Source organism: Acidisphaera sp. S103 (assembly GCF_009765975.1).
Classification (GTDB): domain Bacteria; phylum Pseudomonadota; class Alphaproteobacteria; order Acetobacterales; family Acetobacteraceae; genus Rhodopila.
In genome coordinates this window covers 14,066-26,345 of the sequence record NZ_LMUJ01000050.1, presented here as the reverse complement: position 1 = coordinate 26,345, position 12,280 = coordinate 14,066, and the positions used below count along the sequence as shown (strand labels likewise).

The following is a 12,280-nucleotide window of genomic DNA, read 5'->3' as shown; positions in this document are numbered from 1 at the left end:
AATTCGTTGGCCATCGGCCTGCTCCCATCAGCTAAGGAGCTTGAATCCCACCCGCCCGAGCCGGGGCAAGAAAATAATTGGGTTCCGAGCCTAGCGCTTTGTTTGATCGCATGATTCACGCGCTCTGGACGTTCCGCCCAGCGCGATCATGCTCTAAACGCCGCGTCGCGGTGTTGACGTGCCGCAACATCGTGGGTGACCGGGCCGAGCCCGGTCATGACACAAGTGATGGATTGATGGTGTCCGGCTACTCCGCCGCTTGGGCGTACGCCTCCAGCGGTGCGCAGGTGCAGATCAGGTTCCGGTCGCCATAGACGTTGTCGACCCGCTTGACCGGTGGCCAATATTTTGACGCTGCCACCCAGGGCAGCGGAAACGCCGCCTGGCCGCGCGGATACGCATGCGTCCATACGTCCGCCATGACTTCGGCGGCGGTGTGCGGGGCGTGCTTCAACGGGTTGTCGACGCGATCCAGCCGGCCCGCGGCGATCGAGGCGATTTCTCCCCTGATCGCGATCATCGCGTCGCAAAACCGATCCAGTTCGGCTTTCGATTCGCTCTCCGTCGGCTCGATCATCAGCGTGCCGGCGACCGGCCAGGACATGGTGGGCGCGTGGTAGCCGTAGTCTTGCAGCCGCTTGGCGATATCCTCCACCTGCACGCCGGCCTCGTTGGCAAAGCCGCGGCAGTCGATGATGCATTCATGCGCGACCATCCCGCCGGGACCGGAATACAGCACCGGATAGGCCTCGCGCAGCCGGCCCGCGATGTAGTTGGCGGATAAAATCGCCACCTCGGTCGCGCGCTTCAATCCGGCCGCGCCCATCATGCGGATATAGGCATAGGGAATCGGCAGGATCAGCGCGCTGCCGAACGGCGCGGCCGAAACCGGCCCGATCCCGCCCGCCGGCCCCGCATCCGCCCGCAACGGATGGTTCGGCAGGAACCCAACCAGATGCGCCGCCACGCCGATCGGCCCCACGCCCGGCCCGCCGCCGCCATGCGGAATACAGAACGTCTTGTGCAGGTTCAGATGGCAGACATCGGCCCCGATCGAGGCCGGCGACGTCAGCCCCACCTGCGCGTTCATGTTGGCACCATCCATGTAAACCTGGCCGCCGTGCTGGTGGATCACACCGCAAATGTCGCGAATACCGGCCTCGAACACGCCATGCGTCGACGGATAGGTAATCATCAGCGCGGCCAACCGATCCGCGTGCGCCGCCGCCTTCGCCCGCAGGTCAGCCAGATCGACGTTGCCGTCACGATCGCAGCCGACAACCACCACCTTCAGCCCCGCCATCGCCGCACTGGCTGGATTGGTACCATGTGCCGAGGACGGGATCAGGCACACATCGCGATGCTGCTCACCCCGCGACTCATGCCACGCGCGGATCACCAACAGCCCGGCATATTCACCTTGGGAGCCTGCATTCGGCTGCAACGACACCGCGGCAAACCCGGTGGCGGCACACAGCCAGTTTTCCAGCCGGCGAATGAGCGTCAGATACCCAACGGTCTGGTCAGCAGGTGCAAACGGATGAATGTCGGCGAACCCCGGCAGCGTAATCGCGATCATTTCAGCCGAGGCGTTCAGCTTCATGGTGCAGGACCCCAGCGGGATCATGCTGCGGGTCAGCGCGATATCCTTGTCTTCCAGTCGTTTCAGATAGCGCAGCATCTCATGTTCGGCGTGATGCTGCCGGAAAATCGCCTGTTGCAGGAAAACCGAACCGCGCAGCGTCTCGGCCGGAATCGACGCCACCGCGCCATCCAGTTTGGCACCCAGCAACCCCGCCAACGCCACCAGGTCGTCACGCGTAACGGTTTCATCCAGCGCGATCCCGACGCCGGTGTCGTCGACCCGTCGAAAATTGTAGCCGGCACCGGCCGCTCGGGCGATCAGATCGTCCGCCCCTTCCACCACGATCGTGTCGAAGAATGAGTCGTGCCGCACCCGCAGCCCGGCGCAAATCGCGACGTCAGCCAACATCCTGGCCTGCAACGATACGCGGCGGGCAATGCGGCGCAGACCCTCCGGTCCGTGCCAGACGGCATAGAATCCGGCGATCACCGCCAGCAGGACTTGTGCGGTGCAGATGTTGGACGTGGCTTTCTCGCGACGGATATGCTGCTCCCGCGTTTGCAGCGCCAGCCGCATCGCCGGATGCCCGGCCGCGTCGAGCGACACGCCGACCAGACGCCCGGGCATCGCCCGCTTGAACGCATCGCGCGTGGCGAAAAACCCGGCATGCGGACCGCCGAAGCCCATCGGCACGCCAAAACGTTGGGCCGACCCAACGACGATGTCGGCCCCCATCTCCCCCGGCGGAGTCAACAGCGCCAGCGCCAGCGGATCGGTGGCGACAATCGCGAGCGCGCCAATCGCGTGCGCTGCGGTGATCTCCCCCGACAGATCCCGCAATGCGCCGGTCGTGCCGGGATATTGCAACAACAGCGCGAACGGCCTGGCGGCACCGACGGCGGCGATATCGCCCGGCGCGACCTGCTGCAAAATAAGTCCCAGTGGTTTCGCTCTGGTTGCCAGCACCGCCAGTGTCTGCGGATGCAGGTCGCTGGCAACCGCCAGGACATCGGATTTGATCTTGCTGAGCGCGTGCGCCATCGCCATCGCCTCGGCCGCCGCGGTGGCTTCATCCAGCAGCGACGCGTTGGCGATCTCCATGCCGGTCAGTTCGGAAATCATCGTCTGGAAATTCACGAGCGCTTCCAGGCGCCCCTGCGCGATCTCCGCCTGATACGGCGTATAGGCGGTGTACCAGCCAGGATTTTCCAGCACATTTCGAAGAATCACCGGCGGGGTGACCGTGCCGTGATAGCCCATCCCGATCAGGCTTTTCACCACGGCGTTCTTCGCCGCCAACGCGCGCAGTTCGGCGATGGTCGCCGCCTCATCGATCGGCGGCGGCAGGTTCAGCGCCAGGTTGGACCGGATCGAATTCGGCACAGTCTTGCCGGCGACATCATCCAGCGTCGCCGCCCCGACCGCATGCAGCATGGCCGTCAGTTCGGCCTCCGACGGGCCGATATGGCGGCGGACGAAGCCGTCGTTTTCCTCAAGTTCAGCCAACTCGGTCAGAACGTCCATGCTTACAGCGTCTCCAGGAATTCGTCGTAGGCGTCCTGATCCATCAGCGCCTCGAACGAGTCGGGATCGTCCAGTTCAAGGCGGAAGAACCAGCCTTCCCCTTCCGCGTCGCTGTTCACGATGGAGGGATCCTCGACGATCGTTTCGTTGATCTCGACGATCTTGCCGGCCAGCGGCGCATAGACGTCGGATGCCGCCTTCACGCTCTCGACGACGGCGCAGGCTTCGGCTTCCGCCACCATGCGCTCCGGTTCCGGCAGTTCGACATGGACCAGATCGCCAAGCTGCTCCTGCGCGTGGTCGGTGATGCCGACCGTGGCGATATCGCCGTCCAGCACGACCCATTCGTGGTCTTTGGTGTAACGTTTATCCGCGTTCTTATTGGCCATGGAACGTTCCTTCTCAGCGGGTGTAGCGGTGGGGGGTGAATGGCATTGGCACGACCGTCGCGGGAATCGTCTTGCCACGCACGATCAGGTTCAGTCTGGTGCCGTCGGCGGCAAGATCGCGGCGGACATAGCCCATCGCGATCGGCCCGTTCACGCTGGGACCGAAACCGCCGGAGGTGATGGTGCCCGCCGCGGTTCCATCGTCCGCCACGATGGTGGTCAGGGCGCGCGCGGGGGCTCGCCCATCCGGGCGGATGCCGACGCGGCGGCGCGTAACGCCGTTGTCGAGCTGGTCGCGCATCAGCAGGCCGCCGGGAAAATCCCAGTCCAGCTTGCGGCGCTTGCCGACGACCCAGGTCAGGCCGGCCTCGATCGGGCTGGTCAGTTCATCGATGTCGTTGCCGTAAAGGCAGAGACCGGCTTCCAGCCGCAGCGAATCGCGGGCACCCAGACCGATCGGAACGACTTCGGGATAGGCGATCAGTTTGTCGGCCAGTGCCTCCGCCTGTTCGGCGGGGACGGATATCTCGAACCCGTCCTCTCCGGTGTAGCCGGAGCGGGACACCAGGCAATCGATGCCGCCCAGACTGACCGCAGCGATCCCCATGAACGGCAAAGCGGCGGCGTCCGGCGACAGGCGCGCCATGACGGCTACAGCCTCCGGACCCTGCAAGGCCAGCAGTGCCCGGTCTTGTTGAGCAGTCAGCGTAAGATGGTCCGGCAGATTGGCCGCAATGTGGGAAAAGTCGACATCCTTGCGGCTTGCGTTGACCACGAGGAACAGCCGGTCCTCGTCCAGGCGGGCGACCATCAGGTCGTCGATGATGCCGCCGGCTTCATTGGTCAACAGGGTGTAGCGCTGGCGGTTCGGCTTCAGCCCGGCGATATCGCCGGGGACCAGCCGTTCCAGTGCGGTCACCACATCCGTTCCGGCAAGGATGGCCTGGCCCATATGCGACACATCGAACAATCCCGCATGGGCGCGTGTGTGCAGATGTTCGGCCAGCACGCCGCCCCGGCAGCGTGCCGCAAGGTCGCCGGTCATGTCGTATTGCACCGGCATGGCATAGCCGGCGAACGGCACCATGCGGGCGCCGTGACGGCGATGCCATTGGTCGAGGGGAACGGTACGCAGGGGTGTGGCATCGTCTGGTGGGGCGTTTTGAGCCAAGCTTGCAGTCTCCGCGACAGGGCCATCCACCGGCGGGATGCCGGCGGCGATGACCCCCCTCTGTCACGGTACCTGAGAGATTCGGGGGTGTGACCCCTTACTCCGTCGGTGCGAACCCCTCGCTGGCGCGCGGTTCGGCTTTCCAGAGATCCCTGCCCGTCGCGGTCCTTTTTGCCTGAGCGTTTCCGGGGGCCGGTTGCGCCTTCGGCGGCGGGGCGTAGCCCGCTGCTCTCCCGCGGCGGGTGCCTGGGACGAGCCGACAATGCACGCGTTCCGGGGCGGCTGCCAAGTGGTTTCGACCAGCCGTTCGGATCGGTCACGCATTCGCGACGACACCGGTCCGAGGCAGCTAGAAACGATAACTATTATGCAGTCAAATTCCTGTTGACATCGAAATCAACGGGATGCAAGGCTCACAAACAGGGCGATTCGTCAACGCTGAAATTAACCAACAGGGGCGGACCATGTCGAAGCCAGTGACGGAAGATTTGTTTTCTTTCAGCGGCCGGCGTAACCGAAAATCCTATATCCTGGCGTCATTGCTCGTTTTCGCGATCATCGTCCTGGTGTGGTGCGTCATCGGCGCGATGGCGTATGCCAGCAACAGCTACGCCGGGTTCATTGTCGGCGGCCTGGTCAGCATACCAGCCGCGGTCGCCGGTTGGGCGCTGGGGTCACAGCGCTGCCGGGATTTCGGTTGGACCGGCTGGGCGATGCTCATCACCCTTATCCCGTATGTCGGCTGGCTTTTCGCCATCGCCATCATGTTCATCCCCGGCAACCAGGGGCCGAACCGTTATGGCCCCGACATGCTGGGACCGCCCGGCAGCAATGCCCTGCGCGGCATGACGGCCTGATCGCCGATCCAAGAACGGGGTGCCGCCGTCAATACGTCGCTCGGCCACCTGTTACATCGTAAGTGAAGCCGGTGGTGAAACTGCACTCGGGGCTCGCCGCCCAGACGGCGGTTGCCGCGATTTCCGGGATCCGCACGAACCGGTTCATCGGGATTTTGGCCTTCATCGTGGCGATGTGCTCCGGCGTCATCTGCGCGAACAGATCGGTCTCCGCGATCGCCGGCGCGACGGCGTTGACCAGCACGCCGGTCTCCACCAGTTCCTTGGCCAGCGACTTGGTGAAGCCGATGACGCCGGCTTTCGCGGCGGAGTAAGCGGCGCCGCGGGCATTGCCCTCCTTGCCGGCGATCGAGGCGATGTTGACGATGCGCCCGTATCCCCGCGCCACCATGTGCGGCACGATCGTCCGGCAGCACAGGAACACGCTGGTGAGGTCGGTCGTCAGGATCCTGGTCCAGACATCCACCGGCAAATCGACCACATCGTGGATCGGCCCGTTGATGCCGGCATTGTTCACCAGGATGTCGATTCGGCCGGTTTGAGCCATGGCCGCGGCGACGGCCGTCTGGATCGCGCCCAGGTCGGTGACATCGACGATATCGGTTCGGACCGGGTGGAAACCCGCCGTTGCCGGATCGAACGGGGCGAAGTCGAGGTCCCAGAGGATGACCTGGGCGCCCTCTTTCGCCAGGCGCTGGGCGATGCCGAGGCCGATACCCCGGGCGCCGCCCGTGACGATGGCGGTGTGGCCTTCGATACCGAGGGACATGATGCTGGTTCCTTATTCAGACCGCGCGGATTCCGCTGAGCAGCGCGCGCGTGGCGGCGCCGCAGATGCGGGCGCGTTCAAGCACAGATAGATGGGCGTAGCGGGCACAGGGTGCCTCGATGCCGATGGGAATGTTGGCGGGGAAGGCGCGCAGGAACCTTGCCAGCGGCAATTCGCCCTCACCGGGGTAGAAGCGGCCGCCGCGGCCTTCGGGGCGCAGGCCCTCGGGCGGCGGCGGCGTTGCGGTGGCGTCGCAGAGGTGGATGTAGGGGAACAAGGACGGATCGATCGCGGCCAGGTCGGCGGGGTTGGCACCGGATCGATAGAGATGCAGTGCGTCGATCAGCAGCTTTGCGTTCGGTTTGCGGGTTTTTTCCAGCAGGGCCAGACCCTGGGACGGCGTTGCTAGTTGGACGTAGGGAATGGGTTCCAGGGCGACTCCAATGCCGTAACCGCCGGCGAGGTCGCAAAGCTGGGAAAAATTGGCTGCCAGCCTGCCATCGTCGGGGTCGTTGCCGACGACGAGCAGATGTTTCGCACCCAGCCGGCTGCCGAGGGCCAGGGCGGGTTCCAAGGCGGCGACATCGGTGTGCGGCATTAGCCACACCGCCTCGATATCGAAGATGCGGCGGCCGGTGGCATCGAGGCGTTCCTCGATCGACCGGATCAGCGGTTCGTCGCCGATCACCGGGACGATCGTGTCGGTCGGCATGGGCGCGACGATGCGAAGACCGAGCGCATCGAAACCACCGGCGAGGGCGGCATCGATCAGTTCGAGCGGATGGGCGTCGAGGACGGTCAGGTGTGCGAGCGACAGCATCGTTACAGGCTGCCGCCGGCCAGCCAATTGGCGCCGCGCGCATACAAAGCTTCGACCTCGGGGCCTTTCAGGCCGGGCATGTCGGGCTTTACCGTGTAGCCGATGCGGGTCTGGATATACGCGAGATGACGGTATCCGACGGGGAAGCGAATGAGCAGGTTGGGGTCCAGTTCCAGCCTCGCCGAGGGGCTGACGGGGACCATTGTGTCTTTCTCGTAGATCGGCTGCCGAAGCACCATGCCCCAGCGCCCGTCGCGCTTTTCCAGGAAGTCGTAGAAGCGGCCGGTGCAGACGATGTCGCACTGAACGCCCTCCACATCGCCGCGCTGGGAGATCGTCATCTTGGTCTGCGACACCGCTCGGTTTTGCGTGAGATCAATCGAGATGCCGCCGAGGAAATGCAGGATGCTGACGCCTTTTTCCCAGCCTTCCTTGCTGACCCGGATGAATTCGTCGGCGGTGCCCTGGAACCAGGTCGCCATCATGACTCCGTCGTCGTGCCAGACGGTGCGGAAGCGGTCCCAATGGCCGGCATCGCGCCAGACGACCCAGTTTTCCAGAAGGTCGCGGATTTCGCGGCGGTCGGATACGGGGTCGCTGTTGTCCGTCATGGGGTGCCCTTGGTGGTTTGATCGCGGGAACCTAGCGCACCCTGATGGCCACGAACACTGACCGATCGGCGGTGCCGACCAGCCGTCATTCTCGTTTTGGGCGGTGGAGGCAGCCGCGATAACTGCCCAACTAATAGGTGACACCGCACATTATTTGATCATTTTCGACCGATCCGTCGTATGGGCACTCGTTATTGCGCGATTTTGGGCAGGAAATTACGATTCCTGTCGATGGCATGGGATTTGCTTGAAAGTTCCACGACCGCGCCTTAACGCGCTTGTCACCCTGTACCGGCAATGGCGTCGGATAGGGGTGACACCGGGCCGCCGTTTGGGCGCCGGGACGCCATGGTCCTGAAACTCCGCGTGCATCAGCGCCGATGCAGCATTGCAATCATGGTGAATGATGCTGCCACTTGAATCAGCGACCAGCCGGGAACGCCTGGTTGTCATCGGCAACGGCATGGCGGGGATGAGAACCGTCGAAGAACTGCTGAAGCTCGATCCGGCGCGGTACGACGTCACCGTCTTTGGCGCCGAACCGCACGTCAACTACGACCGCATCATGCTGTCATCGGTTCTGGCGGGCGAAAAACAGGTCGACGACATCGTTATCAATCCTCGGTCCTGGTATGACGAGAACAACATCGTGCTGCACGCCGGCGATGCGGTCATGGCGATCGATGCGGTTGCCCGGACGGTGACGGCACGCAGCGGGCTGACTGTCGGCTACGATCGGTTGTTGCTGGCCACCGGCTCCAAGCCGATCGTGCCACCGATCCCTGGCCTGAACCTGCCGGGTGTCTGCGCATTCCGCGACATCAAGGATGTCGACACCATGATCGATGCCTCCAGCCGGTATCGCCGAGCGGCGGTGATCGGTGGGGGGTTGTTGGGGCTGGAGGCGGCATGGGGATTGAAGCGGCGGGGCATGGAGGTTGCGGTCATCCACCTGATGCCGACGCTGATGGAACGGCAGTTGGATGAGACCGCCGGCCGCCTGCTGCAGCGCGATCTGACCGAACGCGGCATTGCGTTTTTCACCAACGGCCAGACCGAGGAAGTCACCGGAACGGAGCGTGTCACCGGCGTTCGCCTGGCGGATGGGCGGGAGGCACCGGCCGACCTGGTGGTCGTTGCCATCGGCATTCGCCCGGAAACCGACCTCGCCCGCGCCGCCGGGCTGGAGGTCAATCGCGGCATTGTCGTGAACGACAACATGAGCACCTCGGACCCCGATATCTTCGCGATCGGCGAATGCGCCGAACATCGTGGCCAGGTCGTTGGACTCGTCGCCCCGATCTGGGACATGGCTCGTGTCTGCGCACATCATCTGGCGGGTGGCGAAACATTGTCGTACGCGGCGCAGGCCACCGCGACACGGCTGAAAATCACCGGGATCGATGTTTACTCGGCCGGACAGTTGGCGGCGGGTGAAGACGAGGACGAAGTCGTGCTGCGCGACGCGCGCCGTGGCGCCTATCGCAAGCTGGTGATGCGTGACGGCAAGGTCGTCGGGACCGTGCTGTACGGCGATGTCAACGACGGGGCCTGGTATTTCGATTTGATCCGCCGGCAGACCGATGTCTCCGACTTCGCGGACCGGATGATTCTAGGTCAGGCGGTGACCCAGGCGGCAGGTGGTCCGGCGGCGCTGGATGTCGCGGCGATGCCCGACGATATGCAGGTCTGCGGCTGCAACGGGGTCTGCAAGGGCACCATCGTCGAGATAATCAAGGCGAAGGGCCTGACGACCTATGACGCGGTGAAGGCTCATACCAAGGCGTCCGCGTCCTGCGGCACCTGCGCGCCGCTGGTGCGCCAGATCCTGGCCGATACGCTGGGGATCGAGGTCAGCGGTCCGGCCATCCCGACGGTCTGTAAGTGTACCGACCGCACGCATGAGGAGGTGCGGTCGGCGATCGTCGCCCAGGGGTTGAAGACCCAGGACGCGGTGCGGGCAAAGATGGGCTGGCGCAACGCTGATGGCTGCGCATCCTGCCGGCCGGCGTTGAATTACTACCTGTTGTGTGCGTGGCCGGGGGAATACCAGGACGACAGCCGGTCGCGGTTCGTCAACGAGCGAATGCACGCCAACATCCAGAAAGATGGTACTTACTCGGTGATTCCGCGGCTGTGGGGCGGCACCGCGACGCCCGGCGAGCTGGCCGCCATCGCTGCTGTCGCCACGCGGTATAACGTCGCGGAGGTGAAGATCACCGGCGGTCAGCGCCTGGGTCTCTACGGCATCAAAAAGCAGGATCTGCCGGCGGTCTGGAGCGCGTTGAGCGACGCGGGGTTGGTGTCGGGGCACGCGTACGGAAAATCGCTGCGCACCGTCAAGACATGTGTCGGTCTGGAATGGTGCCGGTTCGGCACTCAGGATTCCACGACGTTGGGGAAGATGCTGGAGCGGCTGACCTGGGGCAACTGGACGCCGCACAAGTTCAAGATGGGCGTTTCCGGTTGTCCTCGTAATTGCGCCGAGGCATCGATCAAGGATTTCGGCGTGATCTGCGTCGAATCCGGCTTCGATTTGCTGGTGGGTGGCAATGGCGGCATCGAACTGCGCGGCACCGACAAACTGTGCCACGTGGCGACCGAGGCCGAAGTGCTGGAATACGCCGCGGCGTTCATGCAGCTTTATCGGGAGGAAGCCCGCTACCTGGACCGCACGGCGCCATGGATCGAGCGGGTCGGCATCGAGTACGTGCGCAAACGTATCGTCGAGGACGAGGCCGGCCGCCAAGCCCTGCAGCAGCGCTTCCGCGTTGCCCAAAGCTACCTGCAGGACGATCCCTGGGCGGAACGCGGCAAGCGCGGTGTCGATGCGCATGAATTCACCCCGCTGGCGGTACTGGGCTGACGATGATCGCTACCGCCACGGACTGGGTCCGCGTCTGCCGGCTGGATGATATCGTTCCGCTGGGTGCCCGTGTGCTGCCCGCCACGAAAGGCGACATCGCGCTGTTCCGTTGCCGTGACGACAGCGTGTTCGCGGTGCTGAACCGCTGCCCGCACAAGCAGGGGCCGCTGTCCGAGGGAATTGTGCATGGCCATCAGATTGCCTGCCCGCTGCATAGCTGGGTGATCGATTTGGAAAGCGGCGAAGCCGTGGCGCCCGATATCGGCTGCACGCCGAAATTGCCCGTGCGGGTGATCGACGGCGAGATCTGGCTGTCGCCGACCCGGTAGATCGCGTGCCACCCCTTCTAGCCACGGAATGAGTCAGCGCCATGTACAATGAAACCATCGAACGATTCGCCGACATCGCCGTTGCCAAGGCACAACTTCTGCGGCAGCGGCCGGCGGGTTTTTTCGTCAGCGCGATGATGGCCGGCGCCTATGTCGGCCTGGGCATCATCCTGATCTTCACCTTGGGGAATGAAATCGATCCGGCGTGGCGCAAGCTGGTGATGGGCACGTCATTCGGCATCGCGCTGACGCTGGTGGTGTTTGCCGGATCGGACCTGTTCACCGGTCTGACGATGTACATGACGCAGGGATCGTTGACAGGCCGCACCGGCTGGCGGGACCTCGCCGGTGTGTGGGTCATGTCCTGGCTGGGCAATCTGGTCGGGTCGGTCTTGTTGGCGCTGCTGTTCGCGCAGGCCGGTGGAGGCGCGTTGCTGTTCGGCAAGAGCACGTTCCTGTTCGATATGGCCGCCGCGAAGATGGCTGCCCCCGCGGCGGCGCTGTTCGCCCGAGCGGTGCTGTGCAACTGGCTGGTGTGCCTGGCGCTGTGGATGGCGGCGCGCATGACCAGCGACTCGGCGAAATGCATCGCCATTTTCTGGTGCCTGTTCGCGTTCATCGCCTGCGGCTATGAGCACAGTGTGGCCAACATGACGCTTCTGACGCTGGCGCTGATCGGCAATCACCCCGATACGATCAGCATCACCGGCATGGTTCACAATCTGGTCTGGGTCACCCTGGGCAACATCGCCAGCGGCGCTGGGTTCATGGGCGTGGCTTACTGGTATGTGTCGCAGCCGGCCGCCGCGTCCGCAGTGCCGGTGCTGGCGGAAGGCGAAGCAAACGCCTGATCCGGCGTCGCCAGCTCTCATCGTCATGGTGGGCGAAGGGCTGCCATCCACGACTTGCTGTGCTGGTCTCGGAAAGCCATGGATGGCAGGCCTTCGCCCACCATGACAGGCGCCTTTAGCCGGCAGGCCCCATCCCCCGCATCGCGGCGTGGCAGGCAGCTATGCCAATCCGGCGGATCGCCCAGACCCGCCCGCCCTGTCGCCACATCCCATCACTTTGCTTACTCTGGGGCGGAACCGACCAAGGGACCGAACCACAATGACCGAACCCGCGAAGGGCCATCCAGCCGGGCCGCTGAAAGGCTACCGCATCCTCGACCTGACCAGCGTGCTGTTCGGCCCGTTCGGCACCCAGACACTGGGCGACTGGGGCGCCGAGGTCATCAAGATCGAGAGCCTGACCGGGGACACCTGGCGCCATTCCGGTCAGTTCCGCAACCGCGGCATGACCGGCCAGTTCATGGCGGTGAACCGCAACAAGCGCAGCCTGGCGCTCGATCTGAAGCAC

Annotated in this window: 11 protein-coding genes and 1 riboswitch; of the genes, 5 read left to right on the top strand and 6 right to left on the bottom strand. The window is 64.4% G+C overall.

Annotation, left to right across the window (positions count from 1 at the left end):
- Window positions 1-247 precede the first annotated feature (247 nt).
- From gcvP to gcvT, 3 genes are read right to left on the bottom strand one after another with little or no spacing between them, the layout of a single operon-like run.
- Window positions 248-3,109 (bottom strand): aminomethyl-transferring glycine dehydrogenase, encoded by a 2,862-nt coding sequence (gene gcvP, locus GSQ89_RS14450; protein ID WP_158926313.1) that lies wholly within the window; start codon window positions 3,107-3,109, stop codon window positions 248-250.
- 2 nt (window positions 3,110-3,111) lie between these two features.
- Window positions 3,112-3,498 carry a glycine cleavage system protein GcvH gene (gene gcvH, locus GSQ89_RS14445; protein ID WP_158926311.1) on the bottom strand — a complete coding sequence of 129 codons (387 nt, stop codon included), beginning with the start codon at window positions 3,496-3,498 and terminating at the stop codon, window positions 3,112-3,114.
- Window positions 3,499-3,511: 13 nt separating this feature from the next.
- A complete protein-coding gene (gcvT, locus tag GSQ89_RS14440; protein WP_254073207.1) occupies window positions 3,512-4,669 on the bottom strand; it encodes a glycine cleavage system aminomethyltransferase GcvT in 1,158 nt (385 codons plus the stop codon).
- Between the two features lie 50 nt (window positions 4,670-4,719).
- Window positions 4,720-4,825, bottom strand: a riboswitch (glycine riboswitch).
- 308 nt (window positions 4,826-5,133) lie between these two features.
- On the opposite strand from gcvT, the gene GSQ89_RS14435 reads away from it, so the two are divergent.
- Window positions 5,134-5,526, top strand: a complete 393-nt coding sequence (locus GSQ89_RS14435; protein WP_158926308.1) for a DUF805 domain-containing protein — start codon at window positions 5,134-5,136, stop codon at window positions 5,524-5,526.
- 28 nt (window positions 5,527-5,554) lie between these two features.
- Here GSQ89_RS14435 and GSQ89_RS14430 read toward each other — a convergent pair whose 3' ends face one another.
- The 3 genes from GSQ89_RS14430 to GSQ89_RS14420 are packed head-to-tail and all read right to left on the bottom strand — an operon-like array spanning window position 5,555 to window position 7,726.
- Window positions 5,555-6,295, bottom strand: coding sequence for an SDR family NAD(P)-dependent oxidoreductase (locus tag GSQ89_RS14430; protein ID WP_158926306.1), 741 nt, complete (start codon window positions 6,293-6,295; stop codon window positions 5,555-5,557).
- A 16-nt stretch (window positions 6,296-6,311) separates the two neighbouring features.
- Window positions 6,312-7,115, bottom strand: a complete 804-nt coding sequence (locus tag GSQ89_RS14425) for a sugar phosphate isomerase/epimerase (RefSeq protein ID WP_158926304.1) — start codon at window positions 7,113-7,115, stop codon at window positions 6,312-6,314.
- A gap of 2 nt (window positions 7,116-7,117) precedes the next feature.
- A complete protein-coding gene (locus GSQ89_RS14420) occupies window positions 7,118-7,726 on the bottom strand; it encodes a nuclear transport factor 2 family protein (RefSeq protein ID WP_158926302.1) in 609 nt (202 codons plus the stop codon).
- Window positions 7,727-8,129: 403 nt separating this feature from the next.
- Between GSQ89_RS14420 and nirB the strand changes: the two genes are divergently transcribed.
- The 4 genes from nirB to GSQ89_RS14400 form a co-directional block, all read left to right on the top strand.
- Complete coding sequence (gene nirB, locus GSQ89_RS14415; RefSeq protein WP_174254867.1) at window positions 8,130-10,592, top strand: nitrite reductase large subunit NirB; 2,463 nt, start codon at window positions 8,130-8,132, stop codon at window positions 10,590-10,592.
- Between the two features lie 2 nt (window positions 10,593-10,594).
- Entirely contained in the window at window positions 10,595-10,921 is a 327-nt protein-coding gene (gene nirD / locus GSQ89_RS14410; RefSeq protein WP_158926300.1) for a nitrite reductase small subunit NirD, read from the top strand.
- Between the two features lie 41 nt (window positions 10,922-10,962).
- The gene (gene nirC / locus GSQ89_RS14405; protein WP_158926298.1) at window positions 10,963-11,772 is read left to right on the top strand and encodes a nitrite transporter NirC; all 810 of its coding nucleotides are present in this window, start codon (window positions 10,963-10,965) and stop codon (window positions 11,770-11,772) included.
- Between the two features lie 259 nt (window positions 11,773-12,031).
- Window positions 12,032-12,280, top strand: a 249-nt coding sequence (locus tag GSQ89_RS14400) for a CoA transferase (RefSeq protein ID WP_174254866.1), incomplete at its 3' end; no start/stop codon positions are given.